19 protein-coding genes are annotated in these 22,906 nt (G+C 69.4%); 11 read left to right on the top strand and 8 right to left on the bottom strand.

Annotation, left to right across the window (positions count from 1 at the left end; genetic code table 11):
* Window positions 1-77: 77 nt before the first annotated feature.
* Window positions 78-1,082: an NAD-dependent epimerase/dehydratase family protein gene (locus L2U69_RS03055; RefSeq protein ID WP_236104868.1), complete on the bottom strand. Its 1,005-nt coding sequence runs from the start codon at window positions 1,080-1,082 to the stop codon at window positions 78-80.
* Window positions 1,083-1,205: 123 nt separating this feature from the next.
* Here L2U69_RS03055 and L2U69_RS03050 point away from each other — a divergent pair, with 123 nt between their 5' ends.
* Window positions 1,206-3,113 carry a SurA N-terminal domain-containing protein gene (locus tag L2U69_RS03050; protein WP_236104867.1) on the top strand — a complete coding sequence of 636 codons (1,908 nt, stop codon included), beginning with the start codon at window positions 1,206-1,208 and terminating at the stop codon, window positions 3,111-3,113.
* Between the two features lie 12 nt (window positions 3,114-3,125).
* Complete coding sequence (gene trpE, locus L2U69_RS03045) at window positions 3,126-4,637, top strand: anthranilate synthase component I (RefSeq protein ID WP_236104866.1); 1,512 nt, start codon at window positions 3,126-3,128, stop codon at window positions 4,635-4,637.
* Here the strand turns inward: trpE and L2U69_RS03040 are convergent.
* Window positions 4,585-5,955, bottom strand: coding sequence for a divergent polysaccharide deacetylase family protein (locus L2U69_RS03040; RefSeq protein ID WP_236104865.1), 1,371 nt, complete (start codon window positions 5,953-5,955; stop codon window positions 4,585-4,587). The two genes, trpE and L2U69_RS03040, sit on opposite strands and share 53 nt — an antisense overlap.
* 224 nt (window positions 5,956-6,179) lie before the next feature.
* Here L2U69_RS03040 and L2U69_RS03035 point away from each other — a divergent pair, with 224 nt between their 5' ends.
* The 6 genes from L2U69_RS03035 (at window position 6,180) to lexA (ending at window position 12,080) form a co-directional block, all read left to right on the top strand.
* On the top strand, window positions 6,180-7,805 hold the full coding sequence (locus tag L2U69_RS03035; RefSeq protein WP_236104864.1) for a bifunctional anthranilate synthase component II/anthranilate phosphoribosyltransferase: 1,626 nt from the start codon (window positions 6,180-6,182) through the stop codon (window positions 7,803-7,805).
* Window positions 7,802-8,605 carry an indole-3-glycerol phosphate synthase TrpC gene (trpC, locus tag L2U69_RS03030; protein ID WP_236104863.1) on the top strand — a complete coding sequence of 268 codons (804 nt, stop codon included), beginning with the start codon at window positions 7,802-7,804 and terminating at the stop codon, window positions 8,603-8,605. The genes L2U69_RS03035 and trpC overlap by 4 nt, the downstream gene beginning before the upstream one ends.
* Window positions 8,602-9,078 carry a cyclic pyranopterin monophosphate synthase MoaC gene (moaC, locus tag L2U69_RS03025; protein WP_236104862.1) on the top strand — a complete coding sequence of 159 codons (477 nt, stop codon included), beginning with the start codon at window positions 8,602-8,604 and terminating at the stop codon, window positions 9,076-9,078. The genes trpC and moaC overlap by 4 nt, the downstream gene beginning before the upstream one ends.
* A complete protein-coding gene (locus L2U69_RS03020) occupies window positions 9,075-10,277 on the top strand; it encodes a molybdopterin molybdotransferase MoeA (RefSeq protein ID WP_236104861.1) in 1,203 nt (400 codons plus the stop codon). The genes moaC and L2U69_RS03020 overlap by 4 nt, the downstream gene beginning before the upstream one ends.
* A gap of 14 nt (window positions 10,278-10,291) precedes the next feature.
* A complete protein-coding gene (gene pip, locus L2U69_RS03015; protein ID WP_236104860.1) occupies window positions 10,292-11,242 on the top strand; it encodes a prolyl aminopeptidase in 951 nt (316 codons plus the stop codon).
* A gap of 118 nt (window positions 11,243-11,360) precedes the next feature.
* Window positions 11,361-12,080 carry a transcriptional repressor LexA gene (gene lexA, locus L2U69_RS03010; RefSeq protein WP_236104859.1) on the top strand — a complete coding sequence of 240 codons (720 nt, stop codon included), beginning with the start codon at window positions 11,361-11,363 and terminating at the stop codon, window positions 12,078-12,080.
* On the opposite strand, the gene L2U69_RS03005 is transcribed toward lexA, so the two are convergent.
* Entirely contained in the window at window positions 12,074-14,140 is a 2,067-nt protein-coding gene (locus tag L2U69_RS03005) for a ComEC/Rec2 family competence protein (RefSeq protein ID WP_329605357.1), read from the bottom strand. The genes lexA and L2U69_RS03005 overlap by 7 nt on opposite strands.
* A 123-nt stretch (window positions 14,141-14,263) precedes the next feature.
* Here L2U69_RS03005 and gltX point away from each other — a divergent pair, with 123 nt between their 5' ends.
* From gltX to L2U69_RS02985, 3 genes are all read left to right on the top strand, one after another.
* Window positions 14,264-15,679 carry a glutamate--tRNA ligase gene (gltX, locus tag L2U69_RS02995; protein WP_236104858.1) on the top strand — a complete coding sequence of 472 codons (1,416 nt, stop codon included), beginning with the start codon at window positions 14,264-14,266 and terminating at the stop codon, window positions 15,677-15,679.
* 245 nt (window positions 15,680-15,924) lie between these two features.
* Entirely contained in the window at window positions 15,925-17,220 is a 1,296-nt protein-coding gene (gene gltA, locus L2U69_RS02990; RefSeq protein ID WP_236104857.1) for a citrate synthase, read from the top strand.
* Between the two features lie 15 nt (window positions 17,221-17,235).
* Window positions 17,236-17,451, top strand: coding sequence for a hypothetical protein (locus L2U69_RS02985; protein ID WP_236104856.1), 216 nt, complete (start codon window positions 17,236-17,238; stop codon window positions 17,449-17,451).
* 9 nt (window positions 17,452-17,460) lie between these two features.
* Here the strand turns inward: L2U69_RS02985 and L2U69_RS02980 are convergent, their stop codons facing one another.
* The 5 genes from L2U69_RS02980 to lpxA all read right to left on the bottom strand — a co-directional run bounded on the left by L2U69_RS02980 (window position 17,461) and on the right by lpxA (window position 22,896).
* The gene (locus L2U69_RS02980; protein WP_236104855.1) at window positions 17,461-18,846 is read right to left on the bottom strand and encodes a serine hydrolase domain-containing protein; all 1,386 of its coding nucleotides are present in this window, start codon (window positions 18,844-18,846) and stop codon (window positions 17,461-17,463) included.
* 58 nt (window positions 18,847-18,904) lie between these two features.
* Window positions 18,905-19,984 (bottom strand): helix-turn-helix domain-containing protein, encoded by a 1,080-nt coding sequence (locus L2U69_RS02975; protein ID WP_236104854.1) that lies wholly within the window; start codon window positions 19,982-19,984, stop codon window positions 18,905-18,907.
* Between the two features lie 68 nt (window positions 19,985-20,052).
* Window positions 20,053-21,255 carry a lipid-A-disaccharide synthase gene (gene lpxB, locus L2U69_RS02970; protein WP_236104853.1) on the bottom strand — a complete coding sequence of 401 codons (1,203 nt, stop codon included), beginning with the start codon at window positions 21,253-21,255 and terminating at the stop codon, window positions 20,053-20,055.
* Window positions 21,252-22,106: an LpxI family protein gene (locus L2U69_RS02965; RefSeq protein ID WP_236104852.1), complete on the bottom strand. Its 855-nt coding sequence runs from the start codon at window positions 22,104-22,106 to the stop codon at window positions 21,252-21,254. The genes lpxB and L2U69_RS02965 overlap by 4 nt, the downstream gene beginning before the upstream one ends.
* Window positions 22,093-22,896: an acyl-ACP--UDP-N-acetylglucosamine O-acyltransferase gene (gene lpxA / locus L2U69_RS02960; protein WP_236104851.1), complete on the bottom strand. Its 804-nt coding sequence runs from the start codon at window positions 22,894-22,896 to the stop codon at window positions 22,093-22,095. Before lpxA ends, L2U69_RS02965 begins: the two co-directional genes overlap by 14 nt.
* Between the last annotated feature and the right edge of the window lie 10 nt (window positions 22,897-22,906).

The following is a 22,906-nucleotide window of genomic DNA, read 5'->3' as shown; positions in this document are numbered from 1 at the left end:
ACGTCCGGCTCGTCTAGCAAAAGCTGCGGTTCAGGGAAAGGCCGGCTTCGGGAAAGGCTCGCTTGGGGAACATTGGCCTACTGATTGCCGTGATAGGCCCGATACCAGGAGACGAATTCGCTGACCCCCACCCCGACCGGGGTCGAGGGCACATAGCCCGTCAGGTCGCGCAGCAGGTCGGCGCTGGCGAACGTATCGGTCACGTCGCCCTTCTGCATCGGCAGCATGTTGCGTTCGGCGGCAAGGCCCAGCGCCGTCTCGATCGCGTCGACGAATTCGAGCAGCGGCACGGGCTGGCCGCCGCCGATGTTCACGGCCCGGAAGGGCGCGACCGGGCTCAGGGAATCATGGTCGCCGCAGGGCTCGCCCTCGCGCGGGATGCAGGGCACGAGGCGGGCGATCGCTTCGACCAGATCGTCGACATAGGTGAAGTCGCGAGACATGCGACCCTCGCCGAAGATGTCGATCGCCCTGCCCTTCATGATGCCGTCGACGAATTTGAACAGCGCCATGTCCGGCCGTCCCCAGGGCCCATAGACCGTGAAGAAGCGCAGCATGGTGGTCGGGATCTTCCAGAGATGGGCATAGGAATGGGCCATCGCCTCCGACGATTTCTTGGTCGCGGCATAGAGCGTCAGGGGATGGTCGGCGGCATGGCTCTCGCGGAACGGCATCTCGCGGTTGCCGCCGTAGACCGAGCTGGTCGATGCCATGATCAGATGCCCGGGCGTCGTCTCCCGCGCCGCCTCGAGCACGTTGAACGAGCCGACGAGGTTGGAGCGGACGTAGGAGCCCGGGTTCTCCAGGCTGTAGCGCACGCCCGCCTGGGCGGCGAAATGGCAGATCACGTCCGGCAGCACGCCCTTGGCGTGGGCGATCAGGCGCTCTCCCTCCTCCAGCATCATCTGCTCGAAGTGATAGTTCGGGCTTTCGGCCAGAATGGCGTTCCGCGCCTCCTTCAGCTTCGGGTCGTAATAGGGCGTCATGCCGTCGAGGCCGAAGACCTCGTGACCGTCGGCCAGGAGCCGCCGGGCCAGGTGGAAGCCGATGAAGCCGGCCGTACCGGTGATCAGAAAGCGCATGACAGAATCCCGCGTCCGTTTGCCGGCACAGGCAGCCGCCAAAACTTGCGACAGTCAAGGCCTCCCCCTATCATGCGCCGCCCGCCCCGAGGGCGGTACATGCCTCAAGGACCTCGTTTCATCATGCTCCAATCGCTCCGCAAGGGTGCCTCGACCTGGGTCGTCCGCATCTTCCTCGGCATTCTGATGGTCAGCTTCGGCATCGGCATCTGGCAGGGCAACAGCCTGTTCCAGGGCGGATCCGACGATGCCGTCGCCAAGGTCGGCGAAACGGAAGTGAGCGTGCAGGACTTCCAGCGGGCCTTCGATCGCGAATTGCGCCAGCTCCAGACCCAGCTCGGCGGCAGCTTCACCCGCGAACAGGCGCTCGCCTTCAACGTCCAGGGCGCCGTGCTCAGCCAGCTCGTCTCCGATTCGACGATTCGCGAAGCCGCGCGCCTCTTCGGCGTGCGCGCGCCGGACAGCCTGGTGGCGCGGCAGATCGCGGCCATCCCGGCCTTCCACGACATCGCCGGCAAGTTCGATGGTGACCGTTTCCGCCAGGTGCTCGCCCAGGCCAGTCTGACCGAAGAGGCGCTGACCAGCCAGATCCGGGGCGAGATGCTGCGCCGCCAGCTCTACGGTCCGGCCGGGACCGGCGCCCAGGCCCCCACGGTGCTGGCGGAAACCCTCTACCGCCATCGCAACGAGCGGCGGAAGATCGACTATTTCATGGTTTCGCCGGACGCGGCGGGCACCATCGATACCCCCGACGCCGCCGCCCTCCAGGCCTATTACGACGCCCACCCGGAAGCCTTCACGGCCCCCGAATATCGTGCCGTGACCCTGCTCGCCATCGACCCGGCCGAAGTCGCCAAGTCGATCCCCGTTTCCGACGAGGCGGTCGCCGCCGCCTATGAGGAGCACAAGGCCGACTATGTGATCCCGGAAAAGCGCGACGTCGCCCAGATGGTGCTGTCGGACGAGGCGACGGGGCAGCAGGCGATCGCCGACCTCGCCGCCGGCCAGGATTTCGCCGCCGTCGCCAAGGCCCGCGCCGGCGTCGACGAGGCGGATACCAAGCTCGGCCTCGTCACCCGCGACGGCCTGCCGGCGGAACTCGCCGATGCGGTCTTCGCCGCGACGGAGGGGACCGTGGGCGGCCCGGTACAGACGCTGCTCGGCTGGCATGTGTTCAAGGTCCAGGCCGTGGTTCCCGGCAGCGCCCGCCCCCTCGCCGAGGTGCGCGACGAACTGGTGCGTCAGATTTCCGGCGATCAGGCGCTGGGCAGGGTCAGCGATCTCGGCAAATCCCTGCAGGACGAGATCGCCGGCGGCGCCACCCTCGAGGAAGCGGGCGAGCGCCTGGGCGTGCCCGTGACCAGGATCCCGGCCGTCGACGCCGAGGGCAAGACTCCGGACGGTGAAACCGTGCCCGGCCTCGATGCCAGCACCGAACTGCTGCCGGCCCTGTTCGCCAGCGATGTCGGCCTGGACGGCGACATTCTGGACACCGACGCGGGCGGCTATGTCGTCGCCCGGGTCGACGGCATCACGCCGTCTGCGCTGAAACCGCTCGACACCGTGAAGGCCGAGGTGACGGCCGCCTGGACGGCGCAGGAACGCGCCACCCGCCAGCAGGCGCTCGCCAACCGTCTGGTCGAGGCCATCGACGGCGGCCAGTCCATCGCCGAGGCGGCGAAGGGCGTCGGCGCGGAACTGGCGACGGTCGGGCCCGGCACGCGAACCGGCGATCCTCAGTTCTCCGCCCTGCCCCCCGGCCTGATCACTCTTCTGTTCGACAAGCCCGCGGGCAAGGCCGCCAGCATGGCCGCGACCAACGGCAGCGACATCGTCGTCGGCACCGTCACCGAGGTAGTGCCGGCCGATCCCGCCGCCGACGGCGAAGGCGTGAAGGCGGTGCGCGAGAAGCTGCGCGCCGACATGGCGGGCGATCTCGCCGCCACCTTCGAGGCCGACCTGCGCCAGCGTTTCGGCGTCACCGTCAACGAAACCCTCCTCAACGGCCTTCTCGGCCGCGCCACGCCGTAACGATCAGCGATCATGACCATCCAGCCCGATTTCGAAACCTTCCGCGCCGCCTATGACGAAGGGAAGGCCCAGGTCGTCTGGACCACGCTGGTCGCGGATCTGGAAACGCCGGTCTCGGCTCTCCTGAAGCTGACCGACGGCGAGCCCTATCGCTTCCTCTTCGAATCCGTCGAGGGCGGGGCTCAGCGCGCGCGCTATTCGATCATCGGCCTGAAGCCGGACGTGATCTGGCGCGCAGCCGGCGACAAGGCGGAGATCAACCGCATCGCCCGCGCCGACCGGCACCGCTTCAGCCCCTGCCCGGGCGACGCGCTGACCTCGCTGCGGGCCCTGATCGCCGAATCCCGCATCGACCTGCCGCCCGAACTGCCGCCCATGGCCTCCGGCCTCTACGGCTATTTCGGCTATGAGATGGTGCGCCTCGTCGAACGCCTGCCCTCGGCCAATCCGGACAAGCTCGGCATTCCCGACAGCCTGTTCATCCGCCCGTCGATCATGGCGATCTTCGATTCCGTGAAGGACGTGGTGACCGTGGTCTCGCCGGTCTGGGTCGATCCCGGCATCGACGCCCGCGCCGCCTACAACCGCGCGGCCGAGCGGATCGCCGACACGGTCAGCGATTTCGAACGCGACCTGCCGGTGACGCGCAGCGACGACACGCCGACCCAGACCATGGGCCAGCCCCAGTCGAACATGAGCCGGACCGACTATCACGCCATGGTGACCCGGGCGAAGGACTACATTGCCGCCGGCGACATCTTCCAGGTCGTGCCCAGCCAGCGCTTCCGCCTGCCCTTCAGCCTGCCGCCGATCGCGCTCTATCGCGCGCTGCGCCGGCTGAACCCCTCGCCCTTCATGTTCTATCTCGACCTCGACGGCTTCACGGTGATCGGCTCCAGCCCCGAGATCCTGGTGCGTCTGCGCGACGGCAAGGTCACCATCCGGCCGATCGCCGGCACCCGCCCGCGCGGCCTGACCGAGGAGGCGGATGTCGCCCTCGAGAAGGATCTGCTGAACGATCCGAAGGAACTGGCGGAACATCTGATGCTGCTCGACCTCGGGCGGAACGACGTCGGCCGGGTCGCGGAGATCGGCACGGTCGAGGTTACCCAGCGCAACGTGATCGAGCGCTACAGCCATGTGATGCACATCGTCTCGAACGTCGACGGCCGCATCGCCGAGGGTTTCGATGCCGTCGACGCCTTGCTGGCGGGTTTCCCGGCCGGCACCGTCTCGGGCGCGCCCAAGGTCCGCGCCATGGAGATCATCGACGAGCTGGAGCCCGAGAGGCGCAATCTCTACGCGGGCGGTGTCGGCTATTTCTCGGCCAACGGCTCGATGGATACCTGCATCGCGCTGCGCACCGGCGTCGTGAAGGACGGCACCCTGGTGGTTCAGGCCGGTGGCGGCGTCGTCCTCGACAGCGATCCGGAAGCCGAATATCAGGAAAGCTGCAACAAGGCCCGGGCCCTCATCCGCGCGGCGGAAGAGGCGATCCGCTTCGCGTCCCGTCGGCGCCAGTAGCTTCGGCATCGCCATTTGCTTCCGTATCGCCGGCCGCCGGGGTCGGCGGCAGGGGCGCCGGCACCGGCTTGGTCCCGGGCAGCGGCACCGCGACCCTGGTCGGCCGGGGCGGCGGTGGCGGGATTGCCGGAGAGCTGCTGGACGGCATCACCGCCCCGCCCTGCCCTTTTTCCGGCACCCGGACCTGATCCGGCGGCGGCAGGCCGGAACGACGCGCCACCGCGCTCGACAGCGGTATGAAGACGATGCCGCGCGCCTTCGCCTGCGGCATGAAGCGGGCGATCGCCTCGACGGTCAGGGCATGGGGATGGCCGATGGCGATGGCGAGGCCGCTCTCCCGCGCCTTGCGTTCCGCCAGCACGAGCTGCGCCTCGATCGCGCTGGCGCCGATCTCATTGTCGAGGAAGACGTCGCGCGACGCCGTCGGCAGGCCGGCCTCCCGCGCGGCCGCCTCCCCCACACTGTCGGCCGAGGTGCGGGAATCGAGGAACAGCAGGCCGCGCTGTTTCAGTTCCGCCGCGACCACCGCCATGCCGGCGCCGTCGGCCGTGAAGCGGCTGCCCATGTGGTTGTTGACGCCGACGTAATCCTCCTGCCGGTCGAGATGCCAGCGCAGGCGCTTCACGATCTCTTCCGGCGCCAGGCCGACGGTGAGCGCGTTCGGGCCCGGATCGGCCTTGCCCATCGGCTCCATCGGCACATGGACCATCAATTCATGGCCGCCCGACCGCGCCTTCCGCGAAAAGTCGCGCATGTTGTCGGCGTAGCCCATGACGGCGAAGGTGACGGGCGCTTCCAGCTTCAGGAGGGCGCCCAATTCGCCCTTGGCGACACCGACGTCGTCGATGACGATGGCGATCGCCGGCTTGCTCGCCCCCTTGGGCGGCGTCGCCGCGAAGCGGACCCACGCCGGCCGGCTGTCGTAGGGAATTTCGTCCGCCGTCACGGCGCTCGGCGGCGGCACGCTGCTCGCCGTCTGGCCCGGCATGTCGACGGGCGCGGCGATGCCGAGTGGCGCGCGGGCGGCGGGGGGCAGGTCGGCGGGCCGTGACGGGCTCTGATGCTGGGCGCTGGGCGGTGCCTCGGCGGCGACGGCGGGCGGGCGCGACGGTTCGCTCACGGGCTGCGACGGCACGAAGGCGCGCTCGTCGAAGGCACGCATGGCGAGAAAACCGACGGAGGCGGCGACCACAACGGCCCAGGCCCCGACGATCGCCCGGCGCACCCCCGGCCGGCCGAGCGGACCCGTGCGGCCGCGCCGCGTGCCGCGCGCGCCGTAGGGCGCTCGGCCCTTCCTGCCTCTAGCCTTGGTCGCCATGGGCTTTCGATTCGCTCTGCATCATCCAGTGATAGCGCCAGTTTCATGCCGGGTCGACAAGACCGGGATCGCCCGCCCCGACGGGATCTCCCCCGTTTCCGGCGCTCGCGGGCCTTGACGACGACAGGCGCAGGGGGTTGGATCGCCATTCGCCGCCGCGCCCCCCGGGCGCATAGTCAAGTCTGGACCCGCTTTTTCTGGCCCGCTTTTTCTGGATCGTGCCGATGATCGCGCTGATCGATAACTACGACAGCTTCACCTACAACCTCTATCACTTCCTCGGCGAATTGGGGGCGAAGGTCCAGGTCTGGCGCAACGACGCCATCACGGTCGAGGAACTGGAGAACGAGAAGCCGCGCGCCATCGTGCTGTCGCCCGGTCCCTGCGACCCCGACCGTGCCGGCATCTGCCTCGAGACCGTGCGCCGGCTGGGTCACAAGATCCCGATCCTCGGCGTCTGCCTCGGCCATCAGGCCATCGGCCAGGCCTATGGCGGCACCGTGGTGCGCGCGCCGCTGGCCCTGCACGGCAAGGTCAGCCCGGTCCATCATCGCAACAAGTCGGTGTTCCAGGGCCTGCCCACGCCCTTCAAGGCGACGCGCTACCACAGCCTGATCGTGGCGCGCGAGAACATGCCGGAAGAGCTGGACGTCACCGCCGAGACCGAGGACGGCATCGCCATGGGCGTCGCCCATCGCACCCATCCGGTCCATGGCGTGCAGTTTCACCCGGAAAGCATCGCCAGCGAGCATGGCAAGGTGCTGCTGGAGAATTTCCTGGTGCTGGCCGGTGCCCTGCCCGGCAACCAGCGCAAGATGCGCGCGCCGACCACCACCGCCTTCAAGACGATCCTCGCGGATGTCGCCACCGGCAAGCCGCTCGGCCGGCAGAAGGCGCGCGATGCCTTCGAGCTGATGATGTCCGGAGATGCCTCCCACGCCCAAATCGGCGCCTTCCTGATGGCGCTCCGCATCCGGGGCGAGACGGTCGACGAACTGGCGGCGGGCGTCGAGACCATGCGCGCCAAGATGCTGCGGGTCGAGGCGCCGGCGGGCGCGATCGACGTCTGCGGCACGGGCGGCGACGGTGCCGGCACCTGGAACATTTCCTCCGCCGCCAGTTTCGTCCTCGCCGGCCTCGGCGTGCCGGTCGCCAAGCACGGCAATCGCGCGCTCTCGTCCCGCTCCGGCTCGGCCGAGGTGCTGGCCGGCCTCGGCGTGAAGCTGGATCTCGATCCCGCCGCCATCAGCCGCTGCATTTCGAAAGCCGGCATCGGCTTCATGTTCGCGCCCAACCACCACAGCGCCATGCGCTTCGTCGGCCCGGTGCGCACCGAACTCGGCACCCGCACCCTGTTCAACCTGCTCGGCCCCCTGTCCAACCCGGCGGGCGTGAAGCGCCAGTTGCTCGGCGTCTTCGGCCCCACCTGGGTGAAGCCGCTGGCCGAGGTGCTGAAGGCCGTCGGCACGGAGAAGGCCTGGGTCGTCCATGGCGCCGACGGGCTGGACGAGGTGACCACCACGGGGCCGACCTTCGTCGCCGAACTGGCGACCGACGGCACGATCCGCGAATTCCAGATCACGCCCGAGGAAGCGGGCCTGCCCCGGGTCGATCCGTCCGAATTGAAGGGCGGCGATCCGCAGGCCAATACATTCGCCATGCGCGCCCTGTTCGACGGCGTGAAGAATGCCTATCGCGATATCGTCTGCCTCAACGTCGCCGCCGGCCTCATGGTCGCCGACAAGGTGACCAGCCTTTCCGACGGCGTTAAGGCCGCCCAGGCCTGCATCGACGACGGCCGGGCGCGGAAGGCGGTCGAGACCCTGGTCAAGGTGTCGAGCAAGTCATGAGCGACACCCTGGCCCGGATCTGCGCCTATAAGCGCGACGAAGTGGCGGCCGCCCGCGCCGCCCGGTCCCTGGCGCAGGTGGAAGCGGCGGCGCGCGCCGCCGCACCGCCGCGCGGCTTCGCCCGCGCCATCGCCGCCAGCCATGCGGCGGGCCGCTTCGCCCTGATCGCCGAGGTGAAGAAGGCGAGCCCGTCCAAGGGCCTGATCCGCGCCGATTTCGACCCGCCGAGCCTTGCGCGGGCTTACGAGGCGGGCGGCGCCACCTGTCTTTCGGTGCTGACCGACAAACCCTCGTTCCAGGGCGACGACGCCTATCTGACGGCGGCGCGCGATGCGGTTTCGCTGCCGGTGCTCCGCAAGGACTTCATGGTCGATACCTATCAGGTGCCGGAGGCGCGCATGCTGGGCGCCGACTGCATCCTGGTGATCATGGCCGCAGTCGACGATGCGCTTGCCCTCGACCTCGTGCAGGCGGCACGGGATTACGGCATGGACGCCCTGATCGAAGTCCATGACGGTGCCGAGCTGGACCGGGCCCTGAAGCTGCCTTCCGCCTTGATCGGCATCAACAACCGCAACCTGAAGACCCTGAAGGTCGATCTGGCGACGGCGGAGGAACTGGCGCCTCGCGTGCCGGCGGACCGGATCTGCGTCGGCGAGAGCGGCCTTGGCACCCACGACGACCTGCTGCGCCTCGCCCGGGTCGGGGTGAAGACCTTCCTGGTCGGCGAATCCCTGATGCGCGAGGCCGACGTCACCATCGCCACCCGGCGCCTGCTGGGGCTCGAGGCGGCGGCGTGACCCGCCTCTCCCACCTCGACGATCAGGGACGCGCCACCATGGTGGACGTCTCCGGCAAGGCCGAGACCGAGCGCACCGCCGTCGCCGAGGGGGTGGTGACGCTGCGCCCCGCGATCCTCGACCAGATCGCCGAGGGCCGGATGCCCAAGGGCGACGTGCTGACCACGGCGCGGATCGCCGGCATCATGGCGGCCAAGCGGACCGACCAGTTGATCCCCCTGTGCCATGGCCTGCCGGTCGCCTTCGTCGGCGTGGACTTCGCCCTCGACCGCGATGCCGGCACCATCACCATCACCGCGACCGCCCGCACGACGGCAAGGACCGGTGTCGAGATGGAAGCCCTGACCGCCGCCTCGATCGCCGCCCTCACCGTCTACGACATGGCCAAGGCGGCGGATAAGGGCATTGTCATTTCCGGGATCCGCCTGCTGTCGAAGACCGGCGGCAAATCGGGCGACTGGAAGGCCCCATGATCCCCGTTGCCGAGGCGCGGGAGCGGATCGCGGCGGCGCTGGCGCCGGTCGCGGCGGAGACCGTTCCGCTTGCCGCCGCCCTCGGCCGCGTGCTGGCCGTCCCCGTCGTCGCAAGGCGCACACAGCCGCCCGTCGCCCTTTCCGCCATGGACGGCTGGGCGCTGCGTGCCGCCGACGTGTCCACGGTGCCCGCCGATCTCGCGATCGCCGGGGAGTCCGCCGCCGGACGGGGCTTTGCCGGCATGCTCCCGCCCGGCCAGGCCGTCCGCATCTTCACCGGCGCCCCGGTGCCGGACGGCGCCGATGCGATCGTGATCCAGGAAAACGCGACCCGCGCCGGCGACCGCGTCACCCTGAACGCGGCCCCCCAGCCCGGCCGCCACATCCGCCCGGCCGGCCAGGATTTCGGCGAAGGCCAGACCCTGCTGGAAGCGCCGCGCCGACTGGGCGCGCGGGACATCGGCCTGATCGCGGCCGGCGACCTCGGAACGGTCGAGGTTCATCGCCGGCCCCGCATCGCCCTTCTCGCCACCGGCGACGAACTGGCGGCGGCGGGCGCCCCGCGCGGCCCGGCCCAGATCGTCGATGCCGCGCGCCCGTCGCTCGCCGCCTTCATCGCCGCGCGCGGGGCCGAGGTGGTCGATCTCGGCATCGCCCGGGACGATCCGGCCGACATCGCGGAAAAGGCGGCGGGCGCCTCGGGCGCCGATCTGCTGGTCACCATCGGCGGCGCCTCGGTCGGGGACCACGATCTGACGGCGCGGGTGCTGGCGGCGGAAGGCGCCGATCTCGATTTCTGGAAGGTGGCCATGCGCCCGGGCAGGCCCTTGATGTTCGGGCGCCACGGCGCCGTGCCGCTGCTCGGCATGCCGGGCAATCCGGTCTCGGCGCTTGTCTGCGCCATTCTCTTTCTCGGGCCGGCGATCGATCGCCTGTCGGGCCTGCCGGCGCTGGCGCCGCCCCTGACCGAGGTGCGCCTGGCCGCGCCCCTCGGCGCCAACGACCGGCGCGAGGATTTCATAAGGGCCAGGCTGGTCGCGGGCGGCGACGGGATCGCACTGGCGACCCCGGCGCCGGTTCAGGACTCGGCGCAATTGCGCACGCTCGCCAAGGCTCATGCCCTGATCCGCAGGCCGCCCCATGCCGAGGCGGCGGCGGCCGGCGAACTGGTCCCCGCCATCCTTCTCGATCCCTATTGAGCGATGAGCGAACCATGCGCAGCGAACTCTATCCCGAGATCGAACCCGTGCTCTCCGGCCACCTCGACGTCGGCGACGGCCATTCCCTCTACTGGGAAGTCTCGGGCAATGTCCGGGGCCTGCCGGTGGTCTTCCTGCATGGCGGCCCGGGCGCGGGCGCCAAGCCGGTGCACCGCCGCTTCTTCGATCCCGAGGTCTATTGCATCGTCGTCTTCGACCAGCGCGGCGCCGGCCGCTCCACGCCCCTCGGCTCGCTCGAGGCCAATACGACCCAGCACATCGTCGCCGACATGGAGCGCCTGCGCGAGCATCTGCGCATCGACCGCTGGCTGGTCTTCGGCGGCAGCTGGGGCTCGACCCTCGCCCTCGCCTATGCCGAGGCTCATCCGGCGGCCGTGCTCGCGCTCATCCTGCGCGGCATCTTCCTGTGCCGGCCGAGCGAGATCCAATGGTTCCTCTACGGCATGCGCGAAGTCTTTCCCGAGAACTGGCGCCGCTTCAGCGGTTATCTGCCGGCCGAGGAACGGGGCGATATCCTGGCCGCCTTCCACAAGCGCCTGATCGATCCCGATCCGGCCGTGCATCTGCCCGCGGCGCGGGCCTGGAGCACCTATGAGGGGGCCTGCTCCACCCTGCTGCCCAGCCCCGACACGGTGCGCGGTTTCGCCGACGACGTCACGGCGCTCGGCCTCGCCCGGATCGAGGCTCATTACTTCATCAACGACTGTTTCCTCCGCCCCGATCAATTGATCGAGGACGTCGACCGCATCCGCCATATCCCGACGGTCATCGTCCAGGGCCGCTATGACATGGTGTGCCCCGTCCGTTCCGCCGACGACCTGACCCAGGCCTGGCCCGAGGCGAGCTATCAGATCGTGCCGGACGCCGGCCACAACGCCTTCGAGCCGGGCATCCGCACCGCCCTCGTCGCGGCGACCGAGAAATTCAAGAAAATGCGGGCGTGACGGGACAATAGGCGCATAATTCTTGACGGCGCCGAAGAACCAAAATAGAACATTCCCGCACGTTCCATTTATGTTCCGATCCGATCGCGGATCGTGATCACGTCAAGGGGGCCCCGTCGTGCTGACCAAGAAGCAGTATGAATTGCTCGTCTTCATCGACGCCCGGCTGCGCGAACGCGGCGTTTCCCCCTCTTTCGACGAAATGAAGGACGCCCTGAACCTCAAGTCCAAATCCGGTATTCATCGCCTGATCACCGCGCTCGAGGAACGGGGTTTCATCCGCCGTCTCGCCCATCGCGCCCGCGCGCTGGAAGTCGTGCGCCTGCCCGACCCGATGAAGGGGGCCAAGGGCCCGCGCATCGCGACCTCCGACGGCAAGGTGGTGGCGCCCGACGCCAAGCCGATCCCGACGCCCGGGCCGATGCCCGCCCTGCCCGAGGACATGGTGCCGGCGATCGCGCTGCCCCTGCACGGACGGATCGCCGCCGGCACCCCGATCGAGGCGCTGGCGGATCATTCCCGCAGCGTCGACGTGCCCGCCTCCATGCTCGGCCGCGGGGGCGAACATTACGCCCTCGAGGTCCAGGGCGATTCCATGATCGAGGCCGGCATCAACGACGGCGACATCGTCATCATCCGCCGCGCCGACACGGCGGAGAACGGCACCATCGTCGTCGCCCTGATCGACGATGCCGAAGCGACCCTGAAGCGCCTGCGCCGCAAGGGCGACACCGTCGCCCTCGAACCCGCCAACGCGAATTACGAGACGCGCATCTTCGGGCCCGACCGGGTGAAGGTGCAGGGCCGTCTCGTCGGGCTCTATCGCCGCTATCACTGAGGCCTTTCGTCCCGCCACCAGGCGGGCGTCCAGGGCCTGAGGCCCCGCGCCGCGGCGACATCCGTCCAGATGCCGTCCGCCGACAGAATGATCGTGCCAGCACCTCGAAGCCGGTCACGGTCGAAGGCCGCCGGCATGTCCCGGCAGTTCAGCGGGCGCAGCCGCATGCGCGGCAGGACGACGACGGCGACACAGGGGATCCAGCCCTTGCCCACCACCGCGATCTCGCCGGCCGGTCCGGGGCCGGGCGGAATCACCATGCGGCATTCGCTATTTCGGCAGACGTCGGCGCGCGCCAGCACCGTCGCCTCGCGCAGCCCCAGACGTTCGCGCCATTGGTCGACCACGAAACCGGGCCCGGCCGGCGGCAGCACCACGAGCCGGCCGCCGTCGAAGGCGGCGACGGCGCGCCCTTCCTCGTGGATCAGGAGACGCGGCGGCGATGCCGTCTCCGCCCACCAGAGCCCGAACCCGAGGGCGAGGAACAAAGGCGCCGCGACGAAGCGGATAGGCCGGCGCCATAGACAGAGCCACAGCCCACCAAGCACGAAACAGACGAGCGGCCCCTGCCCCATGGCCGGGATCGCGAGAACGGCGCCCGGCATATCGGCGATCGCCGCCGCGATGCCGTCGACGAAACCGATCACCCGGCCCAGCAGATGGAAGGGCAAGGCCTCCAGCCCGAAGGGCATGGCGATGGCGCCGAGCACCAGCAGCGGCATGATCGCGAAGGCGGTCGCCGGCACCGCCACCAGATTGGCCAGCAGGCCATAGACCGACAGGCGCCCGAAATGGGCGATGGCGAAGGGCGCCGTGGCGATGGTCGCGATCACGCTCGAGATCAGAATGCCGGCGACGACGAGCGCCAGCCGGCTCACCGGGCCGCCCGCCGCCCGCCAGCGCCCGAAGGGCGCGCGCAGCACCTCATAGCCGGCGACGAGGCCGGTGACGGAGGCGAAGGACATGCCGAAGCCGGGCGACACCAGGCTCTCCGGCCGAAGCAGCAATACGGCGACGGCGGCGATGGCAACAAGGCGCATGGTGATCGCCAGCCGGTCGGTCATCACCGCGAGGAGGACGACGGCGGTCATGACGAAACTGCGCAGCGCCGGCACATCCATGCCGGCCACCAGCGTATAGCCGCCGGCCGCCAACAGGGCGGCGGCGGCGGCCCATTTCTTCGCCGGCAGGCGCAGCGACAAGGCCGGCACCAGCGCCATCGGAAAGCGCAGACCGAAGAGCACGATCCCGGCCGCGAGCCCGATGTGCAGCCCCGAGATCGAGAGGATGTGGGAGATGCCGGCGGCGCGCCAGCGCTCCTCCACCTCTTCCGGCACGGCGCCCCTGATGCCGACCAGCAGGGCCGCCGCGACAGCACCCTCGGCCCCGCCCACAGCCCGTTCGACCCGGGCCGCGATCCGCTGGCGCCAGATCGCCAATCCGCCGCCGTCGGGCGCCGGTGCCAGGGCGCGGGGCGGCTTCACGGCATAGCCGACCGCGCCGATCCCCTCGAACCACAGGGTCCGTCCATGGTCCGGGGCGCCGGGCAGCGCCGGCCCCGGGGGCGGCAGCAGGATGGCGCTCACCGCCGCGCGGCCGCCGGGCGCGAGCGGCGACAGGTCCATGTCCGGATCGAAGCTGAGGCGCAGCCGGTCGAGGTTCACATCGTCCAACCCGGCGACTTCCGGCGCGGCGAAGACGGCTCGCGGTCGCTGCCCCGGGCCCGATTCGAATTCGAGAACCAGGCCCGAAACCTCGACCGGCCCGACCCGGGCCGCGAGCACCGGCACCATGGCCCGCTCCGTCGCCAGTTTCGCCGCCGCCAAGCCGAGCGTTACGGCCAGGAGCGCCAGCGCCAGGACCCGCGCGGGCCCGATGCGCCAGACCAGCGCCAGCCCCCCAGCGACGACGGCGAGCGGCAACAGGGATGCCGCGAGTCCTGGTTCCCGGCCCAGCGACAGATAGACGCCGACACCCGAGGCGATACCGACCGGGAACCACAGAAACCAGCGCGCCCGGTCGGCGATCAGGGAGTCGCGCCAATATTTCAGGGTGAACACCGACGATATATCCGCCCAAGGGTTGCATTTCCGGCAGGCTAGCAGAGTTCACGGGGGTGTGATCGGCCAAATCACCATGGTAAGAAGGCGCGTCCCGAATTCTCCGAGCATCGCCCGCGCCAAATGTCCTCTCCCGTCGTCACCCGCTTCGCCCCCTCGCCCACCGGCTATCTGCATATCGGAGGCGCCCGCACCGCCCTGTTCAACTGGCTGTTCGCCCGCCACTTCGGCGGCACCTTCCGGCTCCGCATCGAGGATACGGACCGCCAGCGGTCGACCGAGGATGCGATCGAGAAGATCTTCGAAGGCATGCGCTGGCTGGGGCTCGACTGGGACGGCGACGTGGTGTTCCAGTTCTCCCGCGCGGCACTCCATGCCGCCGCCGCCCGCCGCCTGATCGACGAGGGCAAGGCCTATTACTGCTATTGCACGCCCGAGGAACTGACGGCGATGCGCGAGGAGGCACGGGCCAAGGGCCTGCCGCCGCGCTACAACGGCTATTGGCGCGACCGCGATCCGGCGGAAGCGCCGCCGGGCGTTTCGCCGGCCGTGCGCCTGAAATCGCCGCGCGAGGGCGAGACGGTGGTGCAGGACCTGGTCCAGGGCGAGGTCCGTTTTTCCAATACCGAACTGGACGACATGATCCTGCTGCGCTCCGACGGCACGCCGACCTATATGCTGTCGGTGGTGGTGGACGATCACGACATGGGGATCACCCATGTCATCCGGGGCGACGACCATCTGACCAATTCGGCGCGCCAGTCCCAGCTCTATATGGCCCTCGGCTGGGAGATCCCCGCCTTCGCCCATATCCCGCTGATCCATGGGCCGGACGGTGCCAAACTGTCGAAGCGCCACGGCGCCCTCGGCGTCGATGCCTATCGCGACCTCGGCTATCTGCCGGAAGCCATGCGCAACTATCTGCTCCGGCTCGGCTGGAGCCACGGCGACGACGAGATCATCTCGACGGCCCAGGCGATCGAGTGGTTCGGGGTGGAGAGCATCGGCCGCTCCCCCGCCCGCTTCGATTTCGCCAAGCTCGACAATCTGAACGGCCACTATCTGCGCGAGGCGGACAACCACCGCCTGACCGGTCTCGTCGCCGCCGAACTGGTGAAGGATCTCGGCCATGCGCTGTCGGACGATGTGATCAGGCGCATCGAGGTTTGCATGGACGGCCTGAAGTCCCGTGCGAAGACACTCGTTCAACTGGTTGATTCGTCGAAATTCCTGGCCGCGCAACGCCCCCTCGCCCTTGACCCCAAGGCGGAGAAGATGTTGGCTGCGGGTGCGCCGGGGCGCGATCGCCTGGCGGCACTGCGCGGCGCGATCGCCGACCTGGACAGTTTCTCGGCGCCGCAGATCGAGGGTGCCGCCCGTGGCCTCGCGGAGGCGACGGGCGACAAGCTCGGCGACTATGCCCAGCCGCTCAGGGCCGCGCTCAGCGGTTCCACCGTCTCGCCGCCGATCTTCGAGGTGGCGGAGGCGCTGGGCCGGGACGAAGCCCTCGGCCGCATCGCCGACGTGCTCGGACGGTGACGCGGTGGGACATGGCGCCATGGCGAGGCATTGCACCAATGTCAGGCTTGCCCCGGCGCCTTGTCCGGAAAAGATGCAGTGCAACCATCACGGCCCTGTTCGTGCCGAATTGCTTGGCATTATACTGACCGTGGAACATCACTTCCCTGGACTCGGGACCACTCCCCTCACGCCGGTCCCGAGCGCCGAAATCCCCAATCTTACGCGAAGTTAGACTCACGCGAAGTTAGACGGAGTGCAGCGAGATGGCCGAACAGACCTCTGTGGTTCTCGAGGATGCGGGCAAGAAAGTATCGTTGCCTTTGATGGAAGGGTCCGTGGGCCCGAAGGTCATCGACATCCGCAAGCTCTATGCCGAAACCGGTCATTTCACCTATGACCCCGGCTTCACGTCGACGGCATCCTGCGAATCCAAGATCACCTATATCGACGGCGACGAGGGCGTCCTGCTCTATCGCGGCTATTCGATCGACGAGCTGGCGGAACAGAGCGACTTCCCGGAAGTCTGCTACCTGCTGCTGAACGGCGAACTGCCGACGGCGGGGCAGAAGAGCCAGTTCCTGAAGAACATCACCTATCACACGATGGTGCACGAGCAGCTTTCGATGTTCTTCCGCGGCTTCCGCCGCGATGCGCATCCGATGGCCGTGATCTGCGGCGTCGTCGGCGCGCTGTCGGCCTTCTATCACGACTCGACCGACATCAGCGATCCGCATCAGCGCGTCGTCGCCTCGCACCGCCTGATCGCCAAGATGCCGACGATCATCGCCATGGCCTACAAATATTCGGTGGGCCAGCCGTTCATGTATCCGCGCAACGACCTCGATTACTGCTCGAACTTCCTCTACATGACCTTCGGCGTGCCGTGCGAGCCCTACAAGGTCTCGCCCACGCTGGCCAATGCGCTGGACAAGATCTTCATCCTGCATGCGGATCACGAGCAGAACGCCTCGACCTCGACCGTGCGTCTCGCCGGTTCGTCGGGCGCCAATCCCTTCGCCTGCATCGCGGCCGGCATCGCCTGCCTGTGGGGCCCGGCGCACGGCGGCGCGAACGAGGCGGCGCTGAACATGCTGCAGCAGGTCGGCACCCCCGACCGCATTCCCGAGTATATCGCCAAGGCCAAGGACAAGAACGATCCGTTCCGCCTGATGGGCTTCGGCCACCGGGTCTACAAGAACTACGACCCGCGCGCCAAGGTGATGCAGCAGACCGCCAAGGCCGTCCTCGAGGAGTTGGGCGTGCACAACGACCCGCTGTTCCAGGTCGCCATGGAGCTCGAGAAGATCGCCCTGTCGGACGAATATTTCATCGAGAAGAAGCTCTACCCGAACGTGGACTTCTATTCGGGCATCATCCTGCGGGCCATGGGCTTCCCGACCACCATGTTCACGCCGCTGTTCGCCCTGGCGCGGACCGTCGGCTGGATCGCCCAATGGGCCGAAATGATCGCCGATCCCTCCCAGAAGATCGGCCGTCCCCGCCAGCTCTACACGGGTGCCGACCGCCGGACCTTCGTGCCGGTCGAGGCCCGCGGCTGATCGGGCGTGTCAGCGATGTCCGGCGAACACATGCGGCGCCCCGGGGCCCGCGGGCGTTCGCCGGGCGCCGGCCTCGTGCCGCCGGGCTCGCCTCAGGGCTGGGTCCGGCTGGACCGGCCGGCCAACGACAACAAGGCCCCCCTGGGCCGACGGATCGTCGCCCTGGGGCGGCGTCTTCTGCTCCCGGCGCTGGCCGCCGCCCTGATCTATGGCGTCTGGCAGGGCTGGTAGATCCGGGCGTCAACGCCCCTCGACGATCGCGACCACATCGGCGACGAGCCGCGCAACCGTCTCGATGTCGCCGCGCGGCGTGAAGGCACTGCCCATGCGCACAATCACCAGCTTCAGGCGTGGCACGACGACGACATATTGCCCCTGATTGCCGCGCGCCATGAAGGAATCCGCCGGCAGGCCGAGGGCGAGTCGATGGCGGATCGCCGGCCCCTCGCCCCGATTGGTCCAGAACCCGGCGCCATAGCCGAAATCCTCGCTGCCCTCGGTCTGTCGCGCGCTCAGGTCGACCCAGCCGGGCGGCAGGATGCGCCTTCCCCCCGCCATGCCGTCGTCGGCGAAGAGCATGCCGAAGCGCGCCCAAGCCCGCGCCGGCGCCCACATCTGGGCGTAGAGCAGCGGCGTTCCGGCGGCGTCCGTCTCGATCGTCACGCCGGTCATGCCCAGGGGATCGAGCAATTCGCGCCGGATGAAGCCGGCGACATCGCCCCCGACCGCATCGCGGATGATGCCGGCCAGGATCTGGGTACTGCCGTCGGCATAGCCCCAGAGCGTGCCGGGCTCCGCCACCAGCGGCGCGGCCCCGGCGAAAGCCGCCGTGTCGGGCATGTCGAATGCCATCTGCGCCGATCGGTCGAACATCGCCGTCCAGCCGGGCGCGACGGAATCGCCGAGGTCGAGACCGCCGGTCATGCGCATCAGATGCTCGACGCTGATCCGCCGCCGCCCGTCTCCCGCCCCCAGCCAGGCGGCGACCGGCGCCGGCGCCGCGACATCGAGGCGCCCGTCCCGCACCAGGATCCCGATCAGGGCATTGGCGACGGATTTGGTCATGGACCAGCCCGGCAGCGGGGTTCCGGGCGTCACGCCGGGGGCATAGCGTTCGGCGACGACCCGCCCGTCCACCATCACCACCACGGCCTTGGTACGGCGGTGCGGCGCCCTCGGGGTTTCGGCGAAGGCACGCGCCAGCGCCGCCTGCCATTTCGCGTCCCCAGGTTCGACGGCGGCGATGTCGGCCGGTGACGATGGGGGGGGCCCCGTATCGGCGGGAACGCCCATGCCCTCATGCACCACGATGCAGCCGGCCGCCCCGCGATAGACCGCCCGGCTTTCGACGAGGCCGGCCAGATCGGCGCTTACGGCCCGCCCCTCGCGGTCGACGGCATAGTCGATCAAGGCGTCGGCCGGCGCGATCTGGGGCGCGATCGCATCCTCGAAATAGCGCCGGGCATCGGCACCGCCGATGAAGACGGCGGAACAGAGGCCATGGCTGGTGAAATGGACCGGAACGGCAACCGCCCGGCGCAGATCGGCACAGCCCCAGAGCCCGGCGCCGAGCAGCGCGGCCAGCACCAACGGCAGAATCAGCAGGCGTCTCGTCTTCGCTTTCATCGTGGCTCCGGGCTTCGATCGGCGGCACCGGCGATTTCTGCGGATCGCGCCGTCCGGGTCACGCCGATTTCGAAATTCGGCCAGCCGAAAGCGAAGAATGGTCCGCCGCGGTTCCCATATGGGCCCTGCGATAGGCACTGGGAGTCTGGCCGGTCGCGGCCTTGAAGGCGCGGTTGAAGGGGCCGAGGGAATTGAAGCCGGCGTCGAGGGCGACGGTCAGGATCGGCACCGCTTCCTGCGCCGGATCGGCGAGCGCCGCCCGTGCCTCCGCCAGGCGGTAGCCGTTGAGGAAGGCCGAAAAATTTCGGTGCCCCAATTCGCGGTTGATCAGGCGCCGCAGGCGATATTCCGGCAGATCCATCGCCCGGGCGAGATCGGCGATGCTCAGGCTTTCCCGCCGATGGAGCCTTTCGACCGTCATCAGCCGTTCAAGCCGGCCGACCAGGGCCCGATCCGGATCCGGCACCATCGCGGGTGTTGCCGTGGCCGGGGACGGCAAGGCGAAGAGATCGTCCCCCGCAACCCGCATCGCGGCAAAGGCGATCGCCCCGGCGATGACGAACAGCAGCGCCGACTGGCCAAGCTGCAGACCGTCGGACACCAGCCCGAAGAATGCCGGCACCACCACGATGGCGGTATGCAGCCCGGCCGCCAGCACCACGAAGACCCGGAGCAGGCGCCGTCGCTGGACGAGGTCGTCGCCCCAGCCCCGAATCGTCCAGCCGAGGGCCAGCACGGCAAAGCCCAGATTCTGGCCCAGGAGGATCAGCCCCGTCACCCCGGCGGGAAGGAATCCATGGACGAGGCCGACGGCGAAGACGGCGCCCCAAAGCACCAGATGGCGACGGCGCGGCCGGAAGCCGTCCTCGAACAGGCCGCGGGCGAAGAGCCAGAGCAGGATGTTGTTGCCGGCCGAAAGCGCCAGCAGGGGCGCCGCGACGGGACCGAGCACCGCATGGACGCCGGGCGCGGCGCAAAGCGCATAGAGCGCGGCACCGAAGGCGAAGGCGGCGCCCAGGCGGGCGGCGGGGGTCCGCCGACGATCGCGGAGCAGAGCGCCGCCGACCAGGGCGAGAGCGGCGAAGGCGCCCCCCCTTAGCAGCAGAACCGCGCCGGCCATGATCAGATCCTGGGGCATCCCGCGTTCCTCCCCGTTCCAGCGTCACAGGAAACCACGGCGACGGCGTCCTGTGAACAAGGGGGCCGTCAGCCCCGGCCGATGAGCGACAGGATCGCCCGCGCGGCCCGGGTCGAAGGTGGGGGCCCGTTGCGGCCGAGAGCGGCGGTCACCCGCCGCATGGCAGCGACCTGTTCGCCGCGCGCCGCCTCGTCCGCCAGCAGGCTTTCGACGGCCGGCGCCAGCTTCTCGGCCGTGCAGTCGCCCTGCAGCAGTTCGGGCACCACCGGCGCCTTTTCCATGATGTTGATCAGGTTGACGAACCGCACCTTGGCCATCATGCGGAAGACCAGCGCCGACAGGGGATTGGCCTTATAGGCGATGACCATGGGGGTCTCGGTCAGGGCGAGTTCGAGGGCGACGGTCCCCGAGGCCGCCAATGCGGCACGCGCCGTCGCCATGGCCGGCAGCTTGTCCGCCGCGTCCTCGAGCACGGTCACGGGCACCGGCCAGGCGGCGACGGCCTCCTTCACCCTGTCGGCGACATTGGGCACGGTGAGCACCAGGACATCGAATCCGACGCCCTTGTCGGCCAGAAGGCCCAGGGTTTCGCCGAAGACCGGCGCCAGGTGCCGGACCTCGCTGGAGCGGCTGCCGGGCAGCACGACCAGGATCGGGCGTTCCGGCGCGATGCCGAGGCGCAGCCGCAGCGCCTCGCCCGCCGCGCGCATGGAAGCGACATTCTCCACGCCCTCGACCACGGAATGGCCGACGAACGTGGTGGCGAGGCCGTGAACCTCGAAATAGGGCGGCTCGAAGGGAAACAGCGCCAGCAGATGGGTGAGAAAGCCCGCCACCATCTTGGCCCGGCGCGGACGCCAGGCCCAGACCGTGGGCGCCACGTAATGGACATGGGGAATGCCGCTGCCCCTGATCTTCTTGCCGGTCCTGAAGGCGAAAGCGGGCGCATCCACGGTCACCACCACGTCGGGGCGAAGCGCCAGGATCTCCGCCGCCGTCTCGCGCACACGGCGCAGGACATGGGCGGCCTTGGGCAGGACTTCCATGACGCCGAGGAGGGTCAGTTCGGCCATGGGGAACGAGCTGTTCAGCCCCTCCCCCGCCATCAGGGCACCGCCGATCCCGGAGAAGCGCACATGGCCCCCGGTCTCGCGTTTCAGGGCGGCCATCAGACGGGCCCCCAGGGCATCGCCCGACGGTTCGCCCGCGATGATGTAGACGTGAAGCGGCGCCGAAGCCGGCGGATCAAGAGCGGGAAGGTCGGAGGTCATCGCGCGATTCCGACGACGAAGACACCGAGAGCGTCGGCCCGCGCGGCGACCGCCTGGCGATCCATCACCAGGGTCGCGCCGGCGGCCCCGGCGATGCCGGCAAGACCCGCGGCGGCCACGCCCTCGACCGTGGCGACGCCGATCACCGGCAGGTCGACACGGCGTTCCTGCTGCGGCTTCGGCAGTTTCAGGAGAAGACCGGCCCGCCGGCTCCAGCCCGCCCGCAGATCGGCGACCCGGGCCAGCATCCGGTCCGTCCCCTCGACGGCTTCGACCGCCAGCACATTACCGTCGGCGACCACGGCCCCCTGGCCGACGTCGACCCGGCCCAGCGCCTCGACGACTTCGATCGCCCGCTCGAGATCGGCCGTCGCCGCCTCGTCCATCAGAACCGCGCCGAGTGGCCCCTCGTCCAGCAGATGGCCGGCGTCGAGCACGGCATCGGCGCCGATCACGGTGAAACCTTCCTCCTCGAAGATGGTGACGAGGCAGCGCAACAGGCTGTCGTCGCCGCGCCGCGCCGCGGTCAGCACCCGGGGCAGCACGCGCAGGCCCTTCCAGTCGAGGCGCAGGCGGGCGAAATCCGGCCGGGCGACATTGCCCGCCATGACCACCTGGCGGCAGCCCGTGGCGCGCAGCCGGCTCAGCAGCAGGCCGACGGAGCCGATGGAGAGCCAATCGTCCGCGATACCGTCCGACGGACGCGGTTCGGCCGATCCAACCAGGCCGAAGACATGAAAGTCCCGGCCCTGGCGCCGGCACGCCTCGACGAGACGGACCGGCAGGTCGCCGCCGCCGGCGACGATGGCCAGTTTCGGCGGCGCCGACGGCGCCTGGTCAGGCACCGCCACGGTCGGCGCGCGGCAGGATGAAGGAGCGCGCGGAATCGGCCTGCATGAAGGCGACGACGTCCATCACCACATCCGAGGTGCCGAATTCCTCGACCACGTCGGCGAGCCGTTCGGCCAGCGTGCCCTCGTCCGCGAAAAGCATGCGATAGGCCCGGCGCAGCGTGTGGATCTGATCGCGGGTGAAGCCCCGGCGCTTCAGGCCGATGATGTTCAGCCCGGCGAGGAACGCGCGGTTGCCCATGACCGAGCCATAGGGAATGACGTCCTGCTCGACCCCCGTCATGCCGCCGATCATGGCGTGGGCGCCGATGCGGACATTCTGGTGGATGGCCGACAGGCCGCCGACATAGACGAAGTCGCCGAGGCTGACATGGCCGCCCAGCGTGCCGTTGTTGGCCATGACCACATTGTTACCGACGTGGCAGTCGTGGCCGATGTGGGTGCCGACCATCAGCAGGCAGTTGTTGCCGACCGAGGTCAGGCCGCCGCCGCCCACGGTGCCGGGATGGATGGTCGCATGTTCGCGAATCTGGCAATTGTCGCCGACGGTGATGCGGGTGTCGGCGCCGACCGGCTTCAAGGTCTGCGGCGGGCCGCCGATGACGGCGAAGGAGTGGATTTCCGTGCCCGCGCCGATCTTCGTCAGGCCGGTGACGACGACATGCCCGTTGAGCTTGGCGCCGTCGCCCAGTTCCACCTGGGGTCCGACGATGCAGAAGGGTCCGATCTCGACCCCCGCGCCCAGTTTCGCGGCCGGATCGACCACGCTACTTGGATGGATGTTCGACAAGATTGTCTCC

The sequence above is a fragment of the Zavarzinia marina genome (assembly GCF_021568905.1).
GTDB classification, from domain to species: Bacteria; Pseudomonadota; Alphaproteobacteria; order Zavarziniales; family Zavarziniaceae; genus Zavarzinia; species Zavarzinia marina.
The sequence above is the reverse complement of the archived record's forward strand: the minus strand, read 5'-3'. Positions and strand labels throughout refer to the sequence as shown.